We start from the raw sequence: 24,341 nt of genomic DNA, 5'->3' as shown, positions 1-24,341 counted from the left end.
GAAACCGCGCCTACAAAAACAAAGTCCGCCTCCGCGGACTGAAGACAATAACATAATCTTCACAGCGCGTTATTTAACCCCTCTGAGCTCGGGTTTGGTCTGTATAGACGCGGTTTCAACCGCGAGCGTCTTCTTTTCCCATCTCAAATCTAAAATCTAACATGGTATAGGCTCATGGTTCTTCAAATTCCGTCGAGTTCCAAAGCACCAACTGTCACCTGGGAAGCCCTACCAGCCGACTTTATTTTACCGGACGATCCTGTGGAAAATATTCAACAACCGCCCCTTGCTGCCTCTCTCACCGATGCTCTGGGGGCCGCCGGACTTATTGGACTCGCCCTAATTGGTTCCAATTTTGGACTGGTAGCGACTATCAATCAGAAAACTGTAGTTAAAGCACCCGATTGGTTTTACGTGCCACAAGTGCATCCAGTTGCTGAGGGGACGATTCGCCGCAGCTACACGCCGAATCTGGAGGGTGCGCCGATATCGGTGGTGATGGAGTTTTTGTCTAATGAAGATTACGGCGAATTGTCTGTGCGATCGACTCCTCCCTACGGCAAGCTCTACTTCTACGAGCAGATTCTGCAAGTGCCTACCTATGTTACCTACGACCCCTACGAGCCCAAGCTGGAAGTGCGCTATCTGCAAAATGGGCGCTATGAAAAGCAGGCTGCTGATGCACAGGGACGGGTGCGGATTCCAGAGTTAGATTTATGGCTGGGGATTTGGCGGGGGGAACGTTTGGGACAAACTATGAATTGGCTGCGCTGGTGGGATGAAGCTGGAAATTTGCTGCTGTGGAGTTCGGAACAGGCCCAACAGGAACGCCTGCTGGCCCAACAGGAACGCCAGCGGGCGGAGGTATTGGCGGCAAAGTTGCGGGAGTTGGGTGTCGATCCCGATCGGCTGACATGAATCGGGCGATCGGGCCGCTACTCAATCCAAATTGACCCTACGGCGCTTCAAACCCAGCCTTACTGCTTGAATGCGATCGGGTTCAAATTGGTATTATAGCAATCCTTGCAGGAGTCGTAAAATTTTTACCCCTCCCCAACCCTCCTCGAACCCGCGGGGAGGGAGTAAGAAATTCACAAATGATTTAGGATTGCTATATAGCCCGATCGCCTACCGACTCAGTATTAATTATAGTAGCTAGATCGGGGGAAAGAAAGAGATCGGGAAATAGTAAAGTTTCTAAATAGTGAAACTTTATTCCATAAAGTTTTTTAATTTCTTGGATTTGTCCAAGAATCTGCTCCTTGTTGATACTCTGATTGCTTTTGATTCCCACAATCATTATATTCTTACTCGTATGTTCAGCCGCTATAAACTCAAAAACCTTGGTTTTGTAGCCAGACAATTCAAGTAAAAGCGCTCTTAATCCATCAGTCACTATTTCCGATTGCCTCTCTAGCAAAATGCCAGACTTCAGCAGATCCTTCAAAACCATATTCGGATGAATTTGTTTCCTAACTTGCTTGTGACAGCATGGTGCTAGGATAATCAAAGAAGAATCAGATTGTATCCCTTTATAAATTGCATCATCTGTTGCAGTATCACACGCATGAAGTGCGATGGTTATGTCTGATTTTTCTGCGCTATAGTTACTGATATTGCCTTGTTTGAAATGTAAATTTTTAAACTCAACTGATTGGGCGACAGAGTTACAAAAATCCACTAAATGGATTCTGCTTTCTATACCAATAACTGATGCTTCTTTGTCTAAAATATTGTTCAGAAAATCATAGATTGCGAATGTTAAGTATCCTTTGCCTGAACCCATGTCAACTACAGAGATATGACTTTTCGCTGCCAATCCTGATGATTCAATTAAGCTATTTATAATTTCTACAAACTTATTTATCTGTCTAAACTTATCTTCCATTGTTTTTACGATATTACCTTGACTGTTGGTAATACCTAATGCTGTGAGATATAAATTGTTTTCTGATTGAATATACCGTTTTTTATTGCGATCGTGTTCCTGCGGAACCGTATCAACAGGATTGGTGAAAGTAGGCTTAATAAATTTAAGTTTTGGTTTTTTATCTTTGCCATATTCAAGTTGGACATCCTGCGTCAGCGAGAATAATCTAATACTCATAAATTCACTTCCCGTCAGGGTTTTGATTAAATTTATTCCCTCTGCAATTAGGTAATTTTTTACTATTTCCTTAGTTTTGTAGCTATAGGTAAAAGAAAGTTTTATGCTGGATTTTAATTGTACGCTTCTCACAATGATTTTAGTTAAGCCGTCTTCTTTTCCTCGATATTTTCCTAAAGTTAATCTGATAAATTCTTGATTTTCTATACTAGAACCTAGAATTAACTCGAATTGCTCTTGCGTGTTGATATTCATTATATTATTTAGTAGCGGTAGCGTGCGTTGCCATCGAAAATTTACAAATTAGATCCACAATCTCGCAGTGACGCACCACACAATAGTCTGGTGCGTCACACGAATCATCGATTAGAACTCTTGCAAAAATCCAACGCACCCCACCCCAACCCTCCCCTTATTAAGGGGAGGGAGCAAGATTATTCTTGTTTCCCCCCCGCGGGAGGGGGGACTAAGGGGGGTAAATTTGACTTTTGCAAGAGGTATATTAAGTCGCCGACGGAATGGTGATATCAACAGATTGCACTTTTACAGAAGTTCCTAAGCTCGATAACGGCGGTTGAATTCCCGCAGTATTTCCCACTACTAATGTTACCAAATTCTCCGGTTTCAAGTAAGTCTTAGCTACACGCTGCACGTCGGCAATTGTGGCTGCTTCGACGCTGCGGCGGTACCGAAAAATGAAATCTTCGGGATAACCGTAGTATTCGTAGCGCATTAGTCGCGACAATGTTTGACTGGGATTTTCAAATTTGAAGATGAAAGAATTGAGGGTGGAATCTTTAGCAAAAGCTAATTCTTCGGCGGTAATTGGTTCGGTGCGGATTCGATCGATCTCAGCGCGGATTGCTTTGATAAACGGTACTGTCGCGTCCGATCGCGTTTGGCCTCCAGCCACAAACGTCCCTGGATAGTCAAATCTCGGACTCCAAGCCGCGTAAACACTGTAGGCTAAGCCTTGGCGCGATCGCACATTATTGAACAAACGCCCGCCAAAACCGTTCATAACCCCATTCATCACGTCCAAAGCACCGTAATCTGGGCTGTTCAACATCCCGCCCAAATGCCCCATCTGCACGTAACTTTGACTCAATTGCGGTTGATTTACCAAAAATATGCCGCCTTGATTCGCCGGCGTTACCGCTGGTAGCGCAGGCATTTCTGCACTTTTAGTCGGTACCCAGTTGCCGAATTTTTGCTCCACGAGCGATCGCATTTTAGCCGTATCAAAATCGCCAGAAATACCCAAAATCATATTCTTCGGGTGGAAATACTTCTGGTAGAAACCCACCAAATCGTCGCGGGAAATATTGGCAATAGTCTTGTATTCTGCTGTGCGCGCGTAGGGACTGCGATCGCCATAAATCAACTTTTGAAACTCGCGGCCCGTAATATCGTTAGGATCGTCGTTGCGACGGGCGATGCCACCTTGCTCTTGATTCTTAGCTAAATCCAACTTTTCCTTAGCAAAAATTGGCTCCCGAATCACTTCAGCAAACAAGTCAAATACAGGTTCCACATCTTCAGCTAAAGCACTAAAATTAGCGTTCCCAGAAGCAACATCAATCCCCGTTTCTACAGAAGCTGCCCGCTGTTCTAGCAACTGATTTAATTCATCAGCCGTATGGCGACTCGTGCCACCAGTTCGCATCACTTCTCCCGTCAAACCTCCCAATCCAATTTTATCAGCAGGTTCAAAACGATCGCCCGTGCGAAATAGCGCCGTTCCCCCAACTAACGGGAGTTCTCTATCTTCCATCAGATACACGCGGATGCCATTTTTTAGCTCGAACCGAGTGTATTTAGGCAGTTTGATTTCTGGCACCGACGGGAATTTTAATTCATCGTAGTGCTTCGGCCCAGCCGCTAGGGAAGGTAACAAATTAAACGTGCCAAGTGAAACAGTAAAAAAGCAAAGTGCCAGCAGAAATAACTTCACTTTTTTCAGTCTCAATCTAGTCCTTTTCATTATTGCTCCTAATTTTCATCTATTGACCATTGGACGAGGCAGAGCCTCGGGATATGCGTTCCCAGGCAGAGCATGGAAACCAGTAAATCTCGCTTTTGTCCGAGGCCAGATCCCCCTAAATCCCCCTTAAAAAGGGGGACTTTGAGAATACTCCTGTCCCCCCCCCTTCTTAAGGGGGGCTAGGGGGGATCTAGACCTAATCGCCAGACAGAATATCGGCACTAGGTTTCAGCTTAAGTTGACACCAATGCCCTCTTCCTTCTTCCTTCTTCCCTCTTCCTTCTTCCCTCTTCTTACAGCGACAAAAGCTTGCCAATCGTGCGATTTTCCGGGCGGAAAGTTGCCTTGGCTACTCGCTGAATGTCAGCGGGAGCAACAGCAGCGATCGCATCCAATTGCTTAAACAGATTTTTCCACGAACCAGTTTTCACTTGATAGTCCAGCAGCGAAAATGCCATGCCCATATTAGAATTGAGCGATCGCAATAAACCAGCCCTCGCCTGAGTCTTCACCCGTTCCAACTCCAAAGCAGACACCGGATCAGTTTTTAGGCGATCGATTTCCTTACTCAAAGCCACCGCCACCTCATCAACCGTCTTACCCGGAGCAGTTTGAGCGTAAAACAGCATCAAATTCGGGTACTTTTCCCCCGGATAACCGCTAAAACCTTGAGCAGCTAGCGCCAATTGCTGTTGTTCAACCAAAGACTTATAAAGCCGAGAAGTGCGGCCGCTGCTGAGTAAAGAACCAATGATTTCATAAACCGCATTGTCAGGATGATTCATCGCCGGCCTGTGGTATCCTTCCAAATACCAAGGTTGAGTTTTTAACTTCAGCGTCACTTCCTTCGTTTGTGTTTGCGGAGGCTCCACAATTTGCAATTCAGGAGGTGCTGGTTTCGCCTTGTAGCGGCCGAAATAAATTTGAGCAAGACGCTTCACCTCCGCAGCTTTAACGTCTCCTACCACCGCCACAGTCAGCTTGCTGGGGATATAGTGACTATCGAAAAAATTCTGCACCTGGCTGCGGGTGAGGTTCTTAATATCTTCAGTGTAGCCAATCACCGGGCGACGGTAAGGATGAACAGAGAAAGCTTTGTCAGCAAAAACTTCGACCATTTGCCCGATCGCCGAATTCTCAGTTCGCAGCCTCCGTTCTTCTAAAATTACCTGTTTTTCCTTGTAAAATTCCCGAAAAACAGGCTCTAAAAAACGCTCGGATTCTAGCGACATCCACAGCTCTAACTTGTTAGCGGGGAGACTGTAAAAATACATAGTCGAGTCGATAGAAGTAGCGGCATTTAGTCCAACTCCGCCTGCTTGTTCGACAATTTTACCGAATTCATTGCGCTTGACAAATTGCAAAGCTTCGGATTCAACCTTGTCAAATTCTGCTTTGAATTTGGCGATTTCTTCAGTTTTGCCGATCGCCTTCGCTGCTTGCATTTGCTCGAAGAGTTTATCTTGTTTTTCTAGCAGCGGCTTTTCGGCTTTGTAGTCGGTTGTGCCGATTTTGGGCGTACCTTTAAAAGCTAAATGTTCCAGGTAGTGGGCGACTCCAGTTTGACCCTCTGGTTCGTTGGCGCCTCCCACGTCGGCGTGAATCAGAAACGATGCTACCGGGGATCTGGGCCTTTCGAGCACCACGAATGTCATGCCATTGTCGAGCTTAAATTCGGTGACTTGCTTGATTACGCGATCGAGCGACGGTTGCACAGACACTAATTGCGAGCCGCTAGCGGGGTTCTCGCGAGCGAGGGCGATTTCGGGGGAAATTCCCCACCACAGCAGCACAGCGGCGAGTAGGGAGGCAATGAATCGAGTTTTGGGTTTGGGCGATTCCCTAAGGGATCGCTTCGCCGCGCGTGGTTTTTGGAACTGCGGGATCATTCGATTTTAGATTTTAGATTTTAGATTTTGGATTGTCAAACCTGAGGTTTGTGCCGAATACAAGAGATTCTTGTTTAAGGATAAAGATTTTTTGAGGCATAAGCGATCTGTTGCGCCACAGATGTTAGGCTGATACAGCAAATCTCAAAAAGGGTCATTCGATTTTAGATTTTAGATTTTGGATTTTGGATTGTCAAACGGCAAGAAGTTTATGCCGAATAACAAGAGATGCTTTTTAAGCATAAAGATTTTTGGGGGCATAAGCGATCTGTTGCGCCACTTCCAGTTTAAGATTAAAGTCGCGCACTACTTAAAACTTAACATTATTTCGCCCGCCCGCCCCAAACCCGCAGTTCCAAGTGCATGAACCTAATCAAACGTAAAATACGGCTCGCTTAAAAGCTTGCTGTGTATGTCTTCCTCCTTCTTCCTTCTTTCTTCTTCCTTCTTCCTTCTACTTAAATCGCCAATTACCCATTCCAAAGCCATGCGAATTTTTAATCAGTCTCCTCCTTCAGAAACAGAAACCAAGAAACGAATTTTACAAGCAGCTCAGCGGTTATTTGCCCGCAGCGGATACGACGGTACGACAACTCGGGATTTAGCAGCGGCGGCGGGGGTGGCGGAGGGTACGCTATTTCGGCATTTTGATAATAAAAAAGCGATTTTGGTTGAGGTGGCGACGGAAGGATGGGTGGAGTTGCTGACAGATTTGCTGACGGAATTGAGCGAGATGGGTAGTTACAAAGCAGTGGCTCAAGTGATGCGGAGGCGGATGCTAAATATCCGCGAGAATAGCGATATGATGCGGGTATGTTTTTTGGAGGCGCAGTTTCATCCCGATTTGCGCGACAAAATTCAGTTGGAAGTCATCGGAAAAATGAGTATTGTGGCTGAGGCTTTTTTTGAAACGGCGATGGAAAAAGGAGTTTATCGGAAGATGAATCCAAAAATTGTCGCTCAAGTATTTTTGGGAATGTTTGCCGTCGCCGGTTTCAGTCAGAATACAATTATGGAGCCGAATGCTTCCCCGCAGGAAATGCAGGAAATGGCGGAAGGATTGGCAGAGATTTTTCTGAATGGGGTTTTAGTTAAGGATTAGTCAGTTGGCAGTGGTTAGTTGTTAGTGGTTAGTGGTTAGTGGTTAGTGGTTAGTTGTCAGTTGTCAGTTGTCAGTTGTCAGTTGTCATTAGCGCGATCGTCCCCGCTCGCGAACGTCATTAGCGCGATCGTCCCCGCTCGCGAACGTTATTAGCGCGATCGTCCCCGCTCGCGAACGTCATTAATCATTGGTCATTAGTAGTTCGGTTTTTTTCCTTCTTTATTCTTCCACGCATTTGTTAAATCCGTCGAGCGAATCCTTTGCCTAACTTTCTTCTACCTTATGGAAAAAATCTTAGACTATTCTATTAGGCCGCTAACGCAGGAAGACGAGCCTTTTTTGTGGCAAATGCTGTACGAAGCGGCGCACATGGCAGAAGAAGGTGAATCAACGGTGGAAGCTGTTGTGAATCATCCTTTAATTGCGAAATATGTCAAGCATTGGGGACGTGCAGGCGATATGGGCTTCCTAGCAATTGAATTGAACAGCAGCCAGCCAGTAGGAGCGGCGTGGCTGCGTTTATTTCCAGGGGATGACAAGGGATTTGGCTGGATTGACGATACTATCCCGGAATTGGCGATCGCGGTTCTTCCAGAATACACAAATCAGGGTGTAGGAACTCAATTGCTGGCTCATTTGTTGCCAGCAGCCAAAGCATCTTATCCAGCGGTATCCCTGAGTGTCAGAAGCTCAAATCGGGCCCTGAATTTGTACGAGCGATCGGGATTTAAAGTAATTGAGGGAAGCGAGATAATTAACCGCACAGCCGGGACATCATTGACTATGAAAATAGATTTTGATTGAGTAAATTATTACTCATCGTTAAACTCGTACATTTGCCGTGCCCAATTATCCCGATTTTCCTGCCATTCATCAATAAATGCTTCCCAAGTTGTATTGCTTTCTAGTTCCAGCAATAAACTTGATACTTCTTCAAGAGTCGATGCTGCTTGACATTCTTCTACCCAACTTTCCCGGCGCCGTTTCCATTGATTTTGCACCGCTTCCCACTCGATGTCTGATTCCAATTCAACTAGAAATTTTGCTAACTGTGACGGATCGACTGCTGCTTGCACGTCGCTCACCCAACTGTCGCGACGTTCTTTCCATTCTTGCGTCACTGCTTCCCATGCGAGGTTGCTTTCAAACTCTAACAGTAATTGGTTCAGTTCTACCATATTAAATGTTTAATTGTTTGCAGTTTGTGCTAAGGTGATTATACAAAAAAAATCAACAAAGAGTGTTAAAAAAATTTTAAGATTGCAGTGTCAGTGAAACTACGGAATATATATCAATACGGTTAACTTAAGAGATGACAACAGGGAAAACTCATGAAAAATATACATTGCGATTGCTTCGTTCCTCGCAATGACCATCTTAAGTGAACCGTATTGGAATATATATAATTGCATAATGAGCGATGAATTTAGGTTAGATAGGCTAGATATTCCCAGGAGTTGGAATCGCGGGACAGGCGACTGGACGGGAGTGGCGGCTGCGATGCAGAGAGGGGAAACTGTAGAAGTAATTCAAGAAGTTGGTTCGACTTTGTGGCGAAACAGTCTGCCGGAAAAACATTGTTTGTATTGGGATGGGGAAAATATATCACCTATCAAAGGGCGAATTTGGATTAGTTTTACTCAGAGAAGATTTGCGCCGGAATCTGTTTTGCCGAAGGTTCAGTGGCATCCGAGAGTGTTGTGGGTAGGGATAGGTTGCAAGGCCCGAACTTCGCGAGAATTAATCGAAACTGCGATTCAAAGTGTCTGTCGCAGTTATCATTTAGCGGAAAGTGCGATCGCAGGTATTGCTACAATAGACACTAAAGCAGGCGAAATCGGCTTGCTGGAACTTTGTCGATCGCGAAATTGGCCGTTAAAAACCTTTGCGGCTGATGTTTTAAGTTCCGTTGAAGTCCCCAATCCTTCAGATGTTGCAGCGAAAGAAGTCGGAACGCCCAGCGTAGCAGAAGCCAGTGCACTTTGCGCGATCGAACCAACAGATTACACAATTATCAGCAACAGGCAAGATGCCTGTTCCACAATTATTAGCAACAGGCAAGATGCCTGTTCCACAAAGAGTGAATATTCTGCTTGTGGGGTGGGCATCCTGCCCGCCCATAACAGGCTTTTAGTGCCAAAAAAAATATTTTCCACTAAAAATCCCCTCCCTTTACAAGGGGGGGTTAGGGGGGGTTCTGCGGTAACTGTAGCCGTTGCAGTTTGCCCGATCGACTATCCAGGATAATATCTTACTGCTCGACACCGGTATTCACAAATCGGCCAATCAGCCCAGAAACCAACGACAACACAATTGAACCGAACAAAGCAGGCCAAAAACCGTTAATCGCAAAACCGATACTGAAAGCACCAGCCAACCACGAAGCCAAGGAAAGCGAAATCGCATTCACCACAAACAAAAACAAACCTAAAGTCAGAATGCTGAAAGGCAGCGTCAGCAATGTAATAATCGGCCTGACAACCGCGTTTACAAATCCGATAACTACAGCAGCCAGCATCGCCGCCGGAAAGCTCGTCACCGCAATACCTGGTACAATGTTAGCGGTAATCACCAGCGAAACGGCCGCTACTATCCAAGTTAAGAAAAAACTTAGCATATCTTTTTTTCATCTCCATCACTATTAATTAAGATTGTAGCTGTTTAGGCGATCGACCAAAGTTCGGGATACACTACCAAATACCCACCTTGCGACCACATCAGATTTATGAAACTCCGGCAACTAGCAGCATTCCTATTGGCGCTAACCATCTTCATCCTGCCGCGCGCAGCCCAAGCTCAATCTAAATATTACCCACCGCCGCTGTCCTTTAGCAATGCCGAACTGACCAGACGCGATTTTTCTGGCCAAACACTGCGCGCCGCTGAGTTTTCTAACGCTAATATGGACTTAACTAATTTTTCTAATGCCGATTTGCGGGGAGCAATCATGAGCGCTTCGGTGATGACTCAGGCGAATTTACACGGCGCAAATTTAACTAATGCCATGATAGATCAAATTAAATTTACTAAGGCTGATTTAAGCGATGCCATTTTAGTCGAAACAATTTTGTTGCGTTCTACTTTTGATGAAGCTGATATTACTGGTGCTGATTTTACTGATGCAATTATGGATGGCGCACAAGTTAAAGAATTGTGCAGTAAAGCCAGCGGAATTAATTCTCAAACTGGGATTTCCACTCGCGATTCCTTGGGATGTCGTTGATTTATTTTATAATCCCATTATTTCAATTTGTGGAACAGAAGGTACGTAGTTGGGCTTTAGCCCTGTTTAATATATACGCCTAAAGAGGGCTGAAGCCCAACTACGTACCTATTTTTATACAGAAGGTACGTTGTTGGGCTTTAGCCCTGTTTAATATATACGCCTAAAGAGGGCTGAAGCCCAACTACGTACCTATTTTTATGATAATAAAACCACTCTGGGGAAAGCTTGTTCCGGGCGGGCTAGAAGCCCTCCCCACAAGTAATAAACAGACAAAATTAATGTGATTGTGGAACAGGCAGGAAAGCCTGTTCCTGACAGCTCAAAACAGATTTATTAAGGCTTGGCTTTTTTCTGAGCAGCCTGATAATGTTCAGTCATCAACTGATTAACTTCTGGATTGTAAATCCGCAGATAATTCCAGTAATTCTCAAACACCGATTTCACATATCCTTTCGTTTCAGGAAACGGAATCTTTTCCGCAAAAGCATCCGGATCGCTAAAACTAAACCTCTTCAACCAATCTGCTACCGCATTCGGCCCTGCATTGTAACTCGCCACAGCTAACATCGAATTATTCTTGTACTCGTCGTGAGTATGATCCAAATACCAAGTTCCGAGTTTAATATTGTCGTCCACATTCTCCAGTGAATACTTTTTGAGGTTAATTTTTGCTGCTACCCAAGTAGCCGTTTCAGGCATTACCTGCATTAAACCAGTGGCGCCAACTGCTGATTTAATTCCGGGCATAAACCGCGATTCTTGCCGGATTAATGCTGTCACTAAAACAGGATTTATTTTCCGTTCTTGCGACCATTTCGTAATGTTTTCTAAGTACGGAAAAGGATAAAGGGCTTGCCAATAAGCTGGCTGCTGTCTGAGTGCTTGGTATTGGGTTCTATCATCGGGTTTGTCGCGCTGGCGCAAACTCCCCACCATCCACAAACCGTCTAAATTGTCTCCGACTCCAATTCGCATTAAACCGTCGGTAAACTGTTCGGCTATAGTTGGTTCGACGCGGTTGGTAAATTCTATTTGCCACAACGTCCAAGCATCTCTATCTTGACCTAATTGATACAGTTCTTTTAATGCAGGAGATCCGGCGGTTGGTTCGGGGCGCTGAGGCTGTTGCACTACCTTGGGAGATAAGTCTCGGACTGTGGTAAAGTCGCCTACTGGCCAGCCGAGAAATACTGCCGATCGCCATGCGAAATATGATTCTGGATAGCGTACAATGGTGTACTCAAAGGATGTCTTGGCATCCTGTTCGCGGCCGAGTTGCTTTGCCCATTTGCCGACCCAAAATGCTGCTTCTGGTGCTTGTTCGCTGTCGGGATTATGGGTGGTTAATTCCCTCGCCCACTGCCAAGCTGATTTTAAATCTCCGCCTTTGGCATACTGTTGGGCGATCGCCCAACGCAATTCGGCTGCTGTATCAGAATTGTTGTATTTTGTCAATAGCAACTTGCGGGTTTGTGAGGCGGATTCACCGCTACCTGCTTTGTCGAGAAGTTTGGATTTATCTAGCAAAGCTTCGGGGGCACGATCGGGGAATTTGCCGATCGCGCGATCGAGATACACGATCGCATCCTTGGGCTCGCTCAGCCGTGACAGCCGGATTAAACCCATACCAGTATCTTCGTCATTGGGGAAATCCCGCACTAATTCTTGATAGGCAATTCTCGATTCCGGGATTTTACCGTCTAGCCACAAACCGCGAGCTTTGCGGTAAACATTTTTGGCGGTGCGGGGAGCTTTTCCGTAAGCAATCGCTCCTTTGCCGTAATCCTGTTTTTCCCAATAGCCAAAGGCAATTTCTTCCCAATCTTCGGGTTTCAAAGTGGCGCTGTTTTGCTGCGCCAGTTGTTCTAATAATGTACCGTAATCTTTGACATAATGACCGTGCTTTGCTACTAGCAGCATTAACTCGGGCTGATTGGGATTTTCTTTTAACTTCTTCCGGGCTATTTCTACACTGCGCGGATGTGCGGGAAATTCAGTAATTGCTTGCTTCCAATATTCTGGTTTCGACTTGCCTATAACATATAATGCTTCGGCAGATACTGGATCGCTAGAATAGTTTTTAAGCAGTTCTTCCCAAGCTTTTTGTGCTTTGCCTTTGTCGCCGCTCAATTCGTAAGCTTGCGCGCGTTTGAGGGCAATTTGAGCAGCTAAAACTGGATATTCTTGCTCTAAATTTTCCAGTAATTTTAATGCTTTGGTGGCATTTCCTTGCTGGATTAAATCGCTGGCAAGTAAGTAGCGGGCGCGGCTTTGAGGGGAGATTTGCTGCTTGTCGTTTGAATTCTCAGATCGATCGCCCGCGAGTTCGACTAATTTTGCCGATCGCTCATTGGGTGACAGCGATACCAACATTTTGACTTCAGAGGCGGAATTCGCTGCATCCCGAGGCCGCTGAGCCTTCTGGAAGGGGCCGACACCCATCCATTTCGCCGCACCAACCACAGAGGCGATCGCCATTATGCAAACTGAAACGCCAATTAAAACAGAAACTCGGGTTTTTCGTCGCTTTAGCATGGGAAAATTTAAGAAAATAACAATAGAAAATCGATCGCCAGCGGACTTGGCTGATATCGTACCAGAATTTATTTAGATGTGTAGCGGAGAATTTAGGCGATAGATTTATTTACTCGATCGAAGGAAAAACGACAAACCAGCAAGGACAAAGTACAATCAAAAATCTAAAATCTAAACTGTAAATCAAAACATGGAATTTCTAGTCACCGATACGCTCCCCTCTGCTTGGACGGGAGATGCCCTGGCAATTGGTCTATTTGAGGACGCTCTCTCGATCGCCGGCGACTTGGCACAATTAGATGAAAAGCTTGCAGGCACGTTGAAAGAGCTGCTAATGGAAGTAGATTTTAAGGGCAAAGCGGGCCAGAGTGCGATCGCCCGTGTCGGCGGCAATAGTCCGATTCGCAAAATTGCGATCGTCGGTTTGGGGAAAGCCGCAGACTTAAAATTAGAAACCGTGCGGCAAGCTGCGGGCGCGTGCGCCAAGTTAGCCAAAAAGGAGAAATGCAAAACCCTCGGAATTAGCCTTCCGGTGTGGCAAAGTGCGCCGGATGTTACAGCAAGTGCGATCGCCGAAGGTGTGGAACTCTCGCTGAATCAAGACAACCGTTTCAAATCGGAACCCGACGAGAAAAGCCCGCAAGTAGAACAAATTCATTTACTCGGTTTCGCCGGTACCGAAAGTGCGATCGCCCGCGCCCGCCAAATCACTGCCGGAGTTATTTTAGCACGGGAATTAGTCGCAGCACCTGCCAATTATGTCACCCCGATTACCATGGCCGAAACCGCTCAAAGTCTAGCAGCAGAATGCGGTTTAGAATTAGAAATATTAGAGCAAGAAGATTGCGAAAAACTAGGCATGGGAGCCTTTCTCGGCGTTGCCAAAGCATCCGACTTGCCGCCGAAATTCATCCACCTGACTTACAAACCCGCAGGCACACCCCGCCGCAAAATTGCGATCGTCGGCAAAGGATTAACCTTTGATTCCGGCGGTTTGAACATCAAAGGTGTCGGCAGCGGTATTGAAATGATGAAAATAGATATGGGCGGTGCCGCTGCTACCTTGGGAGCCGCAAAGGCGATCGGACACATCAAACCAGATGTCGAAGTTCACTTTATCAGTGCCGTCACCGAAAACATGATCAGCGGCCACGCCATGCGCCCTGGAGACATCCTTACAGCTTCCAACGGCAAAACAATTGAAGTCAACAATACCGACGCCGAAGGTCGTTTAACCCTCGCTGATGCTTTGGTATTTGCTGATAAGTTGGGAGTTGACGTAATTGTCGATTTAGCCACTCTCACTGGCGCCTGCGTCATTGCTTTGGGCGAAGATATCGCCGGTTTGTGGAGTCCTCAAGATAGTGTCGCAGCCGAAATAGTCGCGGCTTCTGAATTGGCAGGTGAAAAGTTTTGGCGAATGCCGATGGAAGAGAAGTATTTTGATGGCTTGAAGGCTTTGCACGCTGACATGAAAAATACAGGGCCTCGTTACGGCGGTTCGATTACGGCGGCGCTATTTTTGAAGCAGTTTGTTAAGGACACTCCTTGGGCACATTTAGATATTGCTGGCCCAGTTTGGAGCGACAAGGAAAACGGTTATAACGGCGCTGGAGCAACTGGTTTTGGAGTTCGGACTCTGGTGCATTTGGTGCTTGGTGGTGCTTAATTAACTGTGGATTGGCTAGCGCAAAAATAGAGATTTTTGCTGCTGGCAATCTGGGTCATAGCAATCCTAAATCATTTGTGAATTTGTAACTCCCTCCCCGCAATTTCGGGGAGGAAGTCAGGGCCGTTTGGTTGTCGTCTTAGGTACGTAGTTGCGCTTCAGCGCTCTTCATAATCTCAGCAAAAAGCGCTATTATTTATTATCATCTTAGGTACGTAGTTGCGCTTCAGCGCTCTTAACAATCCCAGCAAAAAGCGCTATTATTTATTATCATCCTAGGTACGTAGTTGCGCTTCAGCGCTCTTAACAATCCCAGCAAAAAGTGCTATTATTTATTATCATCCTAGGTACGTAGTTGCGCTTCAGCGCTCTTAACAATCCCAGCAAAAAGCGCTATTATTGATTATCATCCTAGGTACGTAGTTGCGCTTCAGCGCTCTTCATGATCTAAACAAAAAGCGCTAAGTTCGCAACTACGTATTTGCGTTCATCTCATTTAGGCAAGGGCGAAGCATTTCGGTACATAATTTATAGCCTTTCTCAAAAAGATGAGGTATAACTGACAGCTCATATAACTACTAAACTCACAGGGCTAAAGCCCAACAACATACCTTATCTTTCTGAAAACCGCTATATCGAAAATTATTCTAGAAGCACCAGGGATCGGAAACACTGCGCGCGATTATTTTTACTCCCAGAAACTTCAGTCAGCTTACAGGAACTACCAATTGCCTTTTTCCCCATTACCACCCTTTGATATCGTTTCCGGTTGCATCGGTATTGTTTAAACCGTCAACTGTCAACTATCACAGGGCAACTGTCAACTGTCAACTGTCAGCCGAAGCTATACAGTTTTGACATTCCATGCAAAAATAGCTGTTTCATAAAAAATGAAAAAAGTATATAATTATGTAAACATTTTTCAGCCACCGAAATCAAATAATTATATTTGATGGATTTGGATTGCTGCAAATAACTTTTTTCTTGAAATTTATGCAAGAATTATTAACATTTTTTTATGCAACACTGCCTGCATCTTCCGCACTTGGCTGCGACGGGCTGGCCCAGTTGCGACTGTACGCTGTTTTTGACTCGCTGACGGCAGTCGCTTATTGCTCTCTGGCGCTATCTTTGGTTTATTTTACCCGCCAAAGTTCTCACAGCAAGATTGGAGGGCTATTTGCTGTCGGTTTTTTGGGCTGCGGCGCTGCTCAATTAACGCAAGTTTGGACGCTTTGGCATTCCATTGATTGGCTGTCGGTAGATCTCAAAGCTGCAAGTGGTGTGATTTCTTTGCTCTTAGCCGGATTTGCGATCGCCCTGATGCCGAAAGCATTTACCGAATCTGACTTAAATCTCACAGAAGATATTCCACAACAGCCGTTAAAACAGCTAGCAGAAAATCAGCAGCAAGATGATACACAGACAGCAGAATTGGCAAAACCACCGACAGATGATATTGTCGATCGCACTTTAACTCTCAGTTCGTTAAGCGAACTGTTACAAAAAGAAATTGCCGATCGCCACCGGATTGAGGAAAAGTTGCAATTGGCTCAATTTGCGCTCGACCGATCGGCAGATGCGGTATTCTGGATGGGAGCGGACGGTAAATTTTTGTACGTCAACGACGCCGCTTGCTGTTCATTGGGATATTCTGCCACAGAATTGCTCGATCTAACTGTGCACGACATCAATCCCGATTTTCCTGAAACTGCTTGGAATTTGCACTGGAAAGTCTTAAAAAGGTGCGGTTCCGTTAATATTGAAGTTCACCACAGCACTAAATACGGTCGCATTTTTCCAGTAGAAATTACGATCGACCATTGGCAATTTAACGGTAAAGAATATCAGTGCGCCTTTGCTCGCGACATTAGCGATCGCAAGCGGATTGAGGCAGCTTTGCGGGAAAGGGAACAAGAATTTAGATCGTTAGTTTCCAATATTCCCGGTGCAGTTTACCGTTGCAGTGCTGCGGGGCGATCGAGCTTAACTTTTATCAGCAGCGGCATAGAAGCTATTTCCGGCTATCCGGCAGATAACTTTATGCAAAAACCCGTGCAAGCTTTTTCTAGTATAGTTCATGGCGATGACGTGGGGCAGATCGATAAAATTGTCGATCGGGCGATTAAGACAAGACAACCTTACGCGATCGAATATCGCCTGATTCACAGCAACGGAAACGTGCGGTGGGTTGCAGAAAAAGGTCAAGCTATTTTCAACCCAGACGGTCAAATTTCATCCCTCAACGGCGCCATTTTTGACGTGACAGAGCGCAAAGCAGCGGAGGATGCTTTGCGACTCTCCGAGGCGATCGCCAACAACAGAGCCCAGCAGCTAGAAATAGCTCTCAAAGAACTCCGAGAAACTCAAGCTCACCTAATTCATACCGAAAAAATGTCAAGTCTCGGTCAAATGGTAGCAGGAGTCGCCCACGAAATCAACAATCCCGTGAGTTTTATCTACGGCAATATTTCCTACGCCAGCCAATATATGAGAGACTTATTGCAGCTTGTGGAACTGTACCAAACACACTATCCTCAACCACAAGTAGAAGTTCAAGAATATATTGAAAACATAGATTTAGAATTCCTGAAAGAAGACTTATTAAAAATATTCTCTTCGATGAAAATGGGAGCAGATCGCATTCGCGAAATAGTTCTGAGTTTGCGAAACTTCTCGCGTTTAGACGACTCGGTAAAGCAGCCTGCCAATCTTCATGAAGGCATAGACAACACACTGCTAATTTTGCACAACAAACTGCGAGCTAGATCCGAATATCCCGAAATTAAAGTCATCAAAGATTACGGGAAAGTACCCTTAATTGAATGTTATCCAGGTCAGCTAAATCAGGTATTTATGAATCTGCTTAGCAACAGTATTGACGCCTTGGAAGATGCTTGGAAGCAAAAAAAGCGTTCCTCTCCTAGGGCTTCGCTAACGGGTAGTGGCAACTGGAAACCAACTATTAGCATTCACACAGAAGCCCTTAACGAAAATATTATTTGCATCCGGATTGCCGATAATGCGATCGGCATGACAGAAGACGTGCGCCACCAATTATTTGATCCGTTTTTCACCACAAAACCGATGGGGAAAGGCACCGGTTTGGGCTTAGCCATCAGTTACCGAATTGTGGTGGAAAAACACGGCGGAACCTTGATCTGCCATTCGGTTTTGGGCGAAGGGACGGAATTTGCGATCGAGCTTCCATTATAAACTAGCTATAGATAATTTTACTTGCAAGTTGGCAACTCGATCGCCAACTCCGTCCCCTCTCCGGGTGTCGAAAAACACCGCAACTTCCCCCGATGATTTTCCGTGACAATTTGATAGCTAGTTGCTAGCCCCATCCCCGTACCTTTACCCACCGGTTTAGTCGTAAAAAAGGGATTAAATATTTTTTCTTGAACTTCGGGAGTTATCCCGCAACCGTTATCATGAATCGAGATCGACACGCGATTGTCAGCAGCGAACGAAGTGGCGATCGCGATCCGACCAATATAATTTAATTTGGCGCTGGGTTCTAGGCTTTCTCGCCTTTGTTCGATCGCATCGATCGCATTCACCAGCAAATTCATAAATACCTGATTTAACAAACCGCCATAACATTCAACCAGAGGTACTTCACCATAATATTTGGCGACATGAATTTCTGGTTTTCCCGCCCTACCGTTCAAGCGATTTTGTAAAATCACTAAGGTACTTTCGAGATTCTCGTGAATATCTGTGCTTTTTAAATCCGCTTCGTCCAACCGCGAAAAAGTCCGCAGCGACTTAACAATATCGCTGATGCGCGCGGCTCCAGTTTTCATCGATTTCAACAGCTTATAAAAATCATTTTCTAGATACTCAAGCTCGATATCTTCGATAAAATCGGCAATCGCCTGGGGCGGAATCGGATAATGCTCTCGGTAAAGATGAATTAGTTGAATTAACTCGCTCGTACAATCGGTAGCAGGTTGAATATTGCCATAAATAAAACTGACTGGATTGTTAATTTCATGGGCAATTCCGGCGACTAATTGACCCAAACTAGACATTTTTTCCGCTTGAATTAACTGAGTTTGGGTATCCTGCAACTTTTTCAGGGTTGCTTCTAATTCTTCAGTTTGCAGCCGCAGTTGAATTTCTGATTGACGCACTGCTGCTTCCGCCTGCATCCGTTCCATTTCCGCAGCCGCACGGGTGGCAAATATTCTCAAGATAGCTGACTGCATTTCTAGATATTTCACCATCGGCTCAGTATCCATCACTACGAGCAATCCCCAACAATTTCCAGCGGCATCTACAATCGGTACACCCGCATAACTTTGGGCTTGGAGACTTGCTAAATTATCATCTTTGGGGAACCAGCAGTGCAAGAGATTGGGATACCGACATATCTCGGTACACCGCTCGACATTTTGACAGGGTGTCTCGGATAGATGGTAAGTAAAATTATCCCCAAATTCATCTCCCGCCCAAAATGCTAGAGTTGTGGCGATCGTTTTTTCAGAGTCACCAAATTCAGCAATCAAAGCATAGCGAACTTCTAGTGCCTTGGCGAGATATTGAACGCAGCTTTTGAAGAATGCTGCGCCGGTTTTTGCCGCCGTACCTTCGACTACTAAGCGGAGAGCTTGCTGTTGGCGTTTGCGATCGGTGATATCTCTGGCGACAAACACCACTTGCTCTTGAGACATGGGAGAAATCCTGGCATCAAACCAGACTGAGCGATCGCCAATTGGTAATGAGTATTCCAACTGCGTCACGCATTGATTGGCGATCGCTTCTTGAATCGACTCTAGGAAAAAATCTGCTGATTCTTTGGGTAAAACTTCGTGAAGAGTTTTACCTAAAATTTGAGCGGTAGGTTTGTACAACAAGGGAGCCGAGCTGGGAGATATTTTGAGATAGCGTCCCTCTGCATCGAGCACCATAATCACATCCTGCATGGCGTTAAATAGTGCGATTAATTCTGCTTGAGAGGCAGCTAACTCTAATTCTGCGGTTTTGCGATCGCTGATATCGCAATGAGTGCCGATAAACCGCATCGGTTCAGATTCTTCGTCCCATTCCACCACCTGACCCCGGTCTAAAATCCACTTGTAAGAACCGTCTTTGCAGCGCAGGCGGTGTTCGTTGCGACAGGTAGAAGTTTCGCCGCGAAAATGTTTGGCAAAATCTATATAGCATTGAGCTTTATCCTCTGGATGTACCCGACCGTCCCACTCTGCTAAATCATTCACAATTTCGTGTTCTGCATAGCCCAGCATCGCTTTCCACTGCCTGGAAAAGATGACTTCATTGGTTTTGAGGTTCCAATCCCAAGTGCCATCTCCCGCTCCTTCTATAGCCAACTGCCAGCGGCTGTTACTTTCTTCTAAAGCGATTTGTGCTTGTTTTTGAGGGTGGATGTAACGCGCTATTCCCAAACAGGCAACGAATTCTCCAGCGTCATTTACGATCGCGGATACATTGGCAGAGTGCCAGTAATAGTTGCCATCTCGATGCAAAACTCGGTACTCAGATCCCCGCAGTTTCTCACCTTGCAAAGAGCGATCGAGAGTATTTTTACAAATTGGTAAATCTTCTGGATAAACCCAATTAGCAAAACTCTCATGTAACATTTCTGCTGCTTCATATCCCATGATTTCTTTTAATTGGGGACTGACATAGCTGAAGGTGCTATCGGGATTGACGATATAAACCATATCGTTGAGATTTTCCACGATCGTGCGGAATCTGTTTTCACTGGTTTTGATGGCAATTTCTGCGGCTTTGCTCTCGGTATTGTCCCGAACATAGCCATGCCAAATAGTGCTGCCATCGGGTTGTCGCTGCGGTGTAGAATCGCCGCGCAACCACCGCAACCGCCCGTCGGGAAAACACAGCCGGTATTCGCAACACCAAGGTATCTGATGTTGGGCAGAATCGAGAATCGATTGATAAACGCGATCGAAATCTTCAGGATGGAGGTGATTGAAAATACAAGTCGCATCTTGTTGCACTTGTTCTCGGGTAACGCCGTAAATCTCTTCCAGTCTGCCGCTGGCATAGGGAAAATGGAAACCACCATCAATATCCATGCGAAACTGATAAATAACGCCCGGGATGTGGCGGGCAATTTGCTCTAAAATACCAGTATCTGTGGGACTGATGGGACTCTCCGGTGCGATACCTGCTTCCCGAAGTTGAGCTTGGGTTTGGGCGAGTTGGCGGGTAAGTTCTTCGACTTGTGTTTCGGCTTGTTTGCGCCCTGTAACATCTCGCATGACTAACAAGTAGCGGTGAGGCCAAAAGTTGAGCGTTATTGCATATTCGACGGTGCGAATCTCTGCATCAGCCCGCACTAACTCAAATTCACCCTGCACTTTTTCCGGTTTCTGGCATTCTTCCCACACCTGTTGAAAATTCCAGCTTGGTTTTGCAAACTCCCAGATCCAGCGCCCGAGGAGTTGTTCTCTTTTTAGTCCAAGCAATTCGCAGGCGGCGGGGTTGACATTGAGGTATCGCCCTTTGTTATCGGCGATCGCGATCGCATCTAGAGCAGTTTCCCAAATAGTCCGCAATTTCCTCTCTCTGAAACAAATCAAAGTGCGATCGTCTGCTGCTGATGGGGGATTGATTTCTCGATCGCCGTCTAAAAATTCAGACATAAATTATTGAATCAAGTGTAAAATAATACATAGTATTTGCGTAATATCGCCAACCAACTTACGAGTTACTCTATTTCTACTAATTCTCAAAACTCACAGAACAATAAGGTTCCTCGTACCGGAACACCCTTAAATCCTGAAAAAAAGTGACAATCTCGCCTCGACGCACCTGAGACAATAGTTAGGCAAACACAGCCAAAACTTGTAACTGTTGCCAGACAAAAAGAGCATAGAAATCATTTTCTATACTAATTATACAGAAATTTTCAGCATTCTTATAAGTAGATTCACTTAAATTCGCGGGCGAAAACAAAAAGTTTTATGTTTTTTTGATTAATAAATCAGAACCCTGACGCTCAGAAATCGATATTTGTCAACAGCAAAGACACGCAAATATCCGCAGATCGGATTAATTTTAAATCTGGGGAGATTTGGGTGTCTTTACTTGGATTTGCGGTGTTATGCTGCTTTATTCGCCGTAATGGCCACCAGCAACCTTACCCCGAAATACTACGTAGTTGTAGATGTTGTAGAAAATCATGATCGGGATCAGAAAGCCGATGAACACAATCATAAATACCAGGGCGCTGGGTGCCGCCGCCGCTTGGTAAATCGTGAGTTGTGTCGGAATAATGTAGGGAAAAACAATCAATCCCAAACCGATGAAACTGAGCAAGAAAATCATAATCGTCCAGACAAACGGCGTGCGTTCTTGTTTTTGTTCCAGGCTTCTGAGCAAGAGTCCAACCAGCAGCAATCCCAGCACGGGAATCGCCGCAAAAACATAAACTAGCGGTTTATCGAACAATCTTGCTCTGGTACTTTCATAAAAAACCGGAGTGGCGATGGTAATCAAAATTGCTCCGATTAATGTTGTCACCGCCGCAATTTTAGCGGTGCGGTAGTGATTTGTTTGCAATTCCCCATCGGTTTTCATAATCAGATAGGTGGAACCGATCAACACGTAGCCTTGAACCAGTGTCAAAGCCACCAAGATCGATCGCCAATCCAGCCAATCCCAAGTAGTCCCCACAAAGTGACCCGCTTCATCCACCGCAATGCCTTCAAGCACCGCGCCGAGGGCAAATCCTTGAGCTAAAGCTGCCAAAAAACTGCCCGCACCGAAAGCATAATTCCAAAACAACTTGCGGTTAGAATGCTCGCGAAATTCAAAGGCTACAGCCCGAAATATTAAACCGAAAAGCATCATGCAAATCGGTATGTACAAGGCAGTTAAAATTGTGCCGTAAGCCAAAGGAAATGCACCAAATAAAGCGCCTCCCATTAAAACCAGCCATGTTTCGTTAGCATCCCAAACATTGCCCAGACTGGTCATTAAAATGCCTCGGCGCTCGTCATCAGAAGCAGTCAAAGATAATATTCCCACCCCTAAGTCAAAGCCATCTAGCATGACATAGAGCAAAAGAAATAAACCCAAAATGATGAACCAGACTTGCGGGAGAAAATGCTCCAAAGCTTGCATAAAATCTCCTATTGTTGTGCTTCTACAGGGCGTTGATCGGGAATGTGTTCTGCGAGTTCAGTTTCGATCGCAGGTTGATTGCCTAAACCAGGTACTGACAGATTTAAATTAGGGCCTTTGCGGATAATGCGGCTGCCAAAATACAAGGCGCAAACAAACAAAAAGCTGTAAATAATCGCAAAGAAACTCAGAGAAGTTAAAACATTGCTAGCGGGGATATTTGATACGCCGTCAGCCGTGCGAATTTGCCCGTATAAAACCCAGGGCTGTCTGCCTACACAGCGCACAATCCAACCCGATTCTACAGCGATATATCCCAGGGGTGCTGCTAAGATCCAAGCGCGCATCAACCAAGGTTGACTGCTAATATTTTCAGCGGAAAGTTTGCCTCGCATCCACTGAATTGTGCTGAACAGCATCAATCCTACAAAGAAGAATCCAATCCCGGACATGATGCGGAAACAATAGTAGATTAAACCTACCATCCGGGGTCGATCTTCTGGTTTCCACTCTTTTAAACCGAGGACTGGTTCGGAAAGTTTTTGTTTGAATTCTAGAACGTATCCTAAGCCATTGGGAATTTTAATTTCCCAGTCATTTTTTTGGGCTTTTTCATTAGGCAAAGCTAGCAAAGTCCAATCGGCTGATTCTCCGGCTGCTGAGGTTTCCCATTTAGCTTCGATCGCTGCTAATTTTGTCGGCTGATAGTGATAGACTTGTTCGGCGCTCAAATGTCCGATGAATATCTGCAAAGGTGCAACTGCGATCGCCGTCGCTATGGCAATCTTTAAAGATTTGGAAAAGAAGGCTTCGTTGCGCTTATTTAGAATGTACCAAGCGCTAATTCCACCAATTACAAACAGGGAAGTTTCTAACGTCGCAAAAAACATATGTAGAATGCTGTTTAATGCGAAGGGGTTCATAATTGCTTGAAAGTAATCGGTGACAACAAACTTGCCATTGACCATTTCTCCGCCTGCTGGAGTTTGCAGCCAAGAGTTAGCGACTAAAATCCATACAGTGGATAGGTTTGCGCCGAAGGCTACCATGATGGTAGCGAAATAATGGACGATCGGGTGAACGCGCCCCCAACCGAATAGCATAATTCCTAAAAAGCCAGCTTCTAGCATAAATGCCATTGAAGCTTCAAACCCTAAAATGCTGCCAAAAAAGTCACCCACGGCTTCGGAAAATGGTGCCCAATTCGTCCCAAATTGAAACTCCATGGGAATGCCGGAAGCTACACCAATACCGAAGTTGAGAACGTATAGTTTCGACCAAAAACGAGCGTGGTGGTAATAGTCAGGATTGCGAGTTTTCAGCCACATTCCCTCAACAATTACCAGATAAATTCCCATTCCCGTTGTCAAAACTGGCCACAGCATATGGAATATGGCGGTTAGCGCAAATTGCATCCGCGATAGCGCCACGGTATTAGATAAGATATCCATGTTTGTGTCCTTTGGTCAGTTCAACAGAGATTAGTTTGCACAATTTTTAGAATTGACATTAACTACAATGTAATGTAAAAATTCGTGACATTTTGTATGGTTGGCAATTTTTAAGGTTTTATACAGATTTGATTTGTGTTTTTTAATACGTTTATCGGTTGTTTTTATTGGAAAATAGGTACATTTGAATTTATGGTTGGGTGGGCGGGTTTACCAGATTATTGGTTTTGGGCGATTATTTCGGTGAACCAGCCCTT

Annotated in this window: 16 protein-coding genes; 7 read left to right on the top strand and 9 right to left on the bottom strand. The window is 45.3% G+C overall.

The annotated features are described in order from the left end of the window. The first annotated feature begins 174 nt into the window (after positions 1–174). On the top strand, positions 175–918 hold the full coding sequence (locus JGK07_RS08205; RefSeq protein ID WP_293190181.1) for a Uma2 family endonuclease: 744 nt from the start codon (positions 175–177) through the stop codon (positions 916–918). Between the two features lie 193 nt (positions 919–1,111). On the opposite strand, the gene JGK07_RS08200 is transcribed toward JGK07_RS08205, so the two are convergent. From JGK07_RS08200 to JGK07_RS08190, 3 genes are all read right to left on the bottom strand, one after another. Then, positions 1,112–2,362, bottom strand: coding sequence for an SAM-dependent methyltransferase (locus JGK07_RS08200; protein ID WP_293190179.1), 1,251 nt, complete (start codon positions 2,360–2,362; stop codon positions 1,112–1,114). Between the two features lie 247 nt (positions 2,363–2,609). Continuing rightward, positions 2,610–4,091 carry a pitrilysin family protein gene (locus JGK07_RS08195; protein WP_293181536.1) on the bottom strand — a complete coding sequence of 494 codons (1,482 nt, stop codon included), beginning with the start codon at positions 4,089–4,091 and terminating at the stop codon, positions 2,610–2,612. A gap of 293 nt (positions 4,092–4,384) precedes the next feature. Then, positions 4,385–5,980, bottom strand: coding sequence for a pitrilysin family protein (locus JGK07_RS08190; RefSeq protein ID WP_293181533.1), 1,596 nt, complete (start codon positions 5,978–5,980; stop codon positions 4,385–4,387). Positions 5,981–6,467: 487 nt separating this feature from the next. Here JGK07_RS08190 and JGK07_RS08185 point away from each other — a divergent pair, with 487 nt between their 5' ends. Both JGK07_RS08185 and JGK07_RS08180 read left to right on the top strand, forming a co-directional pair. Then, positions 6,468–7,082: a TetR/AcrR family transcriptional regulator gene (locus JGK07_RS08185; protein ID WP_293181530.1), complete on the top strand. Its 615-nt coding sequence runs from the start codon at positions 6,468–6,470 to the stop codon at positions 7,080–7,082. 282 nt (positions 7,083–7,364) lie between these two features. After that, positions 7,365–7,886: a GNAT family N-acetyltransferase gene (locus tag JGK07_RS08180; protein WP_293181527.1), complete on the top strand. Its 522-nt coding sequence runs from the start codon at positions 7,365–7,367 to the stop codon at positions 7,884–7,886. Positions 7,887–7,894: 8 nt separating this feature from the next. Here JGK07_RS08180 and JGK07_RS08175 read toward each other — a convergent pair whose 3' ends face one another. Then, positions 7,895–8,260, bottom strand: coding sequence for a hypothetical protein (locus JGK07_RS08175; protein WP_293181524.1), 366 nt, complete (start codon positions 8,258–8,260; stop codon positions 7,895–7,897). 235 nt (positions 8,261–8,495) lie between these two features. On the opposite strand from JGK07_RS08175, the gene JGK07_RS08170 reads away from it, so the two are divergent. Further along, positions 8,496–9,329: a cobalamin biosynthesis protein gene (locus tag JGK07_RS08170; protein ID WP_293223958.1), complete on the top strand. Its 834-nt coding sequence runs from the start codon at positions 8,496–8,498 to the stop codon at positions 9,327–9,329. A gap of 4 nt (positions 9,330–9,333) precedes the next feature. Here the strand turns inward: JGK07_RS08170 and JGK07_RS08165 are convergent, their stop codons facing one another. Continuing rightward, positions 9,334–9,699, bottom strand: coding sequence for a phage holin family protein (locus JGK07_RS08165; RefSeq protein WP_293205199.1), 366 nt, complete (start codon positions 9,697–9,699; stop codon positions 9,334–9,336). 108 nt (positions 9,700–9,807) lie between these two features. On the opposite strand from JGK07_RS08165, the gene JGK07_RS08160 reads away from it, so the two are divergent. Next, the gene (locus JGK07_RS08160) at positions 9,808–10,305 is read left to right on the top strand and encodes a pentapeptide repeat-containing protein (protein WP_293181516.1); all 498 of its coding nucleotides are present in this window, start codon (positions 9,808–9,810) and stop codon (positions 10,303–10,305) included. 336 nt (positions 10,306–10,641) lie between these two features. Here JGK07_RS08160 and JGK07_RS08155 read toward each other — a convergent pair whose 3' ends face one another. Continuing rightward, positions 10,642–12,843 (bottom strand): transglycosylase SLT domain-containing protein, encoded by a 2,202-nt coding sequence (locus tag JGK07_RS08155; protein ID WP_293223956.1) that lies wholly within the window; start codon positions 12,841–12,843, stop codon positions 10,642–10,644. A 190-nt stretch (positions 12,844–13,033) separates the two neighbouring features. Between JGK07_RS08155 and JGK07_RS08150 the strand changes: the two genes are divergently transcribed. After that, a complete protein-coding gene (locus JGK07_RS08150; protein ID WP_293181510.1) occupies positions 13,034–14,512 on the top strand; it encodes a leucyl aminopeptidase in 1,479 nt (492 codons plus the stop codon). A gap of 993 nt (positions 14,513–15,505) precedes the next feature. Next, the gene (locus JGK07_RS08145; RefSeq protein ID WP_293223954.1) at positions 15,506–17,728 is read left to right on the top strand and encodes a PAS domain S-box protein; all 2,223 of its coding nucleotides are present in this window, start codon (positions 15,506–15,508) and stop codon (positions 17,726–17,728) included. Between the two features lie 17 nt (positions 17,729–17,745). Here the strand turns inward: JGK07_RS08145 and JGK07_RS08140 are convergent, their stop codons facing one another. From JGK07_RS08140 to JGK07_RS08130, 3 genes are all read right to left on the bottom strand, one after another. Further along, complete coding sequence (locus tag JGK07_RS08140; protein WP_293241595.1) at positions 17,746–21,150, bottom strand: PAS domain S-box protein; 3,405 nt, start codon at positions 21,148–21,150, stop codon at positions 17,746–17,748. 469 nt (positions 21,151–21,619) lie between these two features. After that, complete coding sequence (gene cydB, locus JGK07_RS08135) at positions 21,620–22,633, bottom strand: cytochrome d ubiquinol oxidase subunit II (protein ID WP_293181501.1); 1,014 nt, start codon at positions 22,631–22,633, stop codon at positions 21,620–21,622. A gap of 8 nt (positions 22,634–22,641) precedes the next feature. After that, positions 22,642–24,084 carry a cytochrome ubiquinol oxidase subunit I gene (locus JGK07_RS08130; RefSeq protein ID WP_293181498.1) on the bottom strand — a complete coding sequence of 481 codons (1,443 nt, stop codon included), beginning with the start codon at positions 24,082–24,084 and terminating at the stop codon, positions 22,642–22,644. Between the last annotated feature and the right edge of the window lie 257 nt (positions 24,085–24,341).

Source organism: Microcoleus sp. PH2017_24_DOB_U_A, assembly GCF_020738205.1.
GTDB lineage: Bacteria > Cyanobacteriota > Cyanobacteriia > Cyanobacteriales > Microcoleaceae > Microcoleus.
Note: the sequence above shows the minus strand (reverse complement) of the source record. Positions and strands in the feature narration are given on the sequence as shown.

Excerpts from the sequence above, each read along its gene's own strand:
- JGK07_RS08130 (WP_293181498.1), bottom strand. The coding sequence starts at position 24,084 with ATGGATATCTTATCTAATACCGTGGCGCTATCGCGGATGCAATTTGCG.
- JGK07_RS08160 (WP_293181516.1), top strand. The coding sequence starts at position 9,808 with ATGAAACTCCGGCAACTAGCAGCATTCCTATTGGCGCTAACCATCTTC.
- JGK07_RS08155 (WP_293223956.1), bottom strand. The coding sequence starts at position 12,843 with ATGCTAAAGCGACGAAAAACCCGAGTTTCTGTTTTAATTGGCGTTTCA.
- JGK07_RS08140 (WP_293241595.1), bottom strand. The coding sequence starts at position 21,150 with ATGTCTGAATTTTTAGACGGCGATCGAGAAATCAATCCCCCATCAGCA.
- cydB (WP_293181501.1), bottom strand. The coding sequence starts at position 22,633 with ATGCAAGCTTTGGAGCATTTTCTCCCGCAAGTCTGGTTCATCATTTTG.
- JGK07_RS08150 (WP_293181510.1), top strand. The coding sequence starts at position 13,034 with ATGGAATTTCTAGTCACCGATACGCTCCCCTCTGCTTGGACGGGAGAT.
- JGK07_RS08170 (WP_293223958.1), top strand. The coding sequence starts at position 8,496 with ATGAGCGATGAATTTAGGTTAGATAGGCTAGATATTCCCAGGAGTTGG.
- JGK07_RS08180 (WP_293181527.1), top strand. The coding sequence starts at position 7,365 with ATGGAAAAAATCTTAGACTATTCTATTAGGCCGCTAACGCAGGAAGAC.
- JGK07_RS08200 (WP_293190179.1), bottom strand. The coding sequence starts at position 2,362 with ATGAATATCAACACGCAAGAGCAATTCGAGTTAATTCTAGGTTCTAGT.
- JGK07_RS08190 (WP_293181533.1), bottom strand. The coding sequence starts at position 5,980 with ATGATCCCGCAGTTCCAAAAACCACGCGCGGCGAAGCGATCCCTTAGG.
- JGK07_RS08205 (WP_293190181.1), top strand. The coding sequence starts at position 175 with ATGGTTCTTCAAATTCCGTCGAGTTCCAAAGCACCAACTGTCACCTGG.
- JGK07_RS08145 (WP_293223954.1), top strand. The coding sequence starts at position 15,506 with ATGCAAGAATTATTAACATTTTTTTATGCAACACTGCCTGCATCTTCC.
- JGK07_RS08165 (WP_293205199.1), bottom strand. The coding sequence starts at position 9,699 with ATGCTAAGTTTTTTCTTAACTTGGATAGTAGCGGCCGTTTCGCTGGTG.
- JGK07_RS08185 (WP_293181530.1), top strand. The coding sequence starts at position 6,468 with ATGCGAATTTTTAATCAGTCTCCTCCTTCAGAAACAGAAACCAAGAAA.
- JGK07_RS08195 (WP_293181536.1), bottom strand. The coding sequence starts at position 4,091 with ATGAAAAGGACTAGATTGAGACTGAAAAAAGTGAAGTTATTTCTGCTG.
- JGK07_RS08175 (WP_293181524.1), bottom strand. The coding sequence starts at position 8,260 with ATGGTAGAACTGAACCAATTACTGTTAGAGTTTGAAAGCAACCTCGCA.